At 63.9% G+C, this 1,130-nt stretch carries 1 protein-coding gene; it reads left to right on the top strand.

Annotation, left to right across the window (positions count from 1 at the left end; genetic code table 11):
- Nucleotides 1-1,130 (top strand): T1SS-143 repeat domain-containing protein (locus UIA24_RS23010; RefSeq protein WP_442963071.1); only part of this gene is annotated, 1,130 nt, incomplete at both ends.

Genomic DNA, 1,130 nt, shown 5'->3' with positions numbered 1-1,130 from the left:
AGCGTCGTGGGCAACACCCTTACCGCCAAGGCCGGTGTGGTGGACGTGTTCACCTTCAGCCTCACCAGCGCCGGTGCCTACACCTTCACCCTGCTCAAACCGCTGGACCATGCGGCAGGCAACAACGAAAACGACATCACCATCAACCTGGGCAGCTTGCTGAAGGCCACTGACAAGGACGGCGATACCGTCACCGCCGCTGCTGAAAAACTGGTCATCACCGTCGACGACGACACCCCTACGGCAACCGGTACTGCGGCGACTGGCACCGTCGATGAAGATGGCCTGACCAACGGCATCCCTGGCGGAACCGGCGACGTTGCCGGCGAGGCGACCACCGCCAGTGGCAGCGTGACCGGCATCTTCCAGTCCGGTGCCGATACGCCGCTGAGCTACAGCTTGTCGACTGACACCAGCGGCTTGCCTGCGCTGAGTTCCGGCGGCGTCGCGCTGGTGTACAGCGTCGTGGGTAACACCCTCACCGCCAAGGCCGGTGTGGTGGACGTGTTCACCTTCAGCCTCACCAGCGCCGGTGCGTATACCTTCACCCTGCTCAAGCCGCTGGACCATGCGGCCGGCAATGACGAAAACGACATCACCATCAACCTGGGCAGCTTGCTGCAAGCCACTGACAAGGACGGCGATACCGTCACCGCCGCCGCTGAAAAACTGGTCATCACCGTTGACGACGACACCCCAACAGCAACCGGCACCCCTGTCACCGGAACGGTTGACGAGGACGGCCTGGCCAACGGCATCGCCGGCGGCACGGGCGACGTCGCTGGCGAGGCAACCACCGCCAGTGGCAGCGTGACCGGCATCTTCCAGTCCGGTGCCGACACGCCGCTGAGCTATGGCTTGTCGAGTGACACCAGCGGCTTGCCTGCACTGACTTCCGGCGGCGTCGCCCTGGTGTACAGCGTCGTAGGCAATACCCTCACCGCCAAGGCCGGTGTGGTCGACGTATTCACCTTCAGCCTCACCAGCGCCGGCGCCTACACCTTCACCCTGCTCAAACCGCTGGACCATGCGGCCGGCAATGACGAAAACGACATCACCATCAACCTGGGCAGCTTGCTGCAAGCCACTGACAAGGACGGCGACACCGTCACCGCCGCCGCTGAAAAACT

The sequence above is a fragment of the Pseudomonas sp. AL 58 genome (assembly GCF_036348395.1).
Taxonomy (GTDB): Bacteria; Pseudomonadota; Gammaproteobacteria; order Pseudomonadales; family Pseudomonadaceae; genus Aquipseudomonas; species Aquipseudomonas defluvii.
Note: the sequence above shows the minus strand (reverse complement) of the source record. Positions and strands in the feature narration are given on the sequence as shown.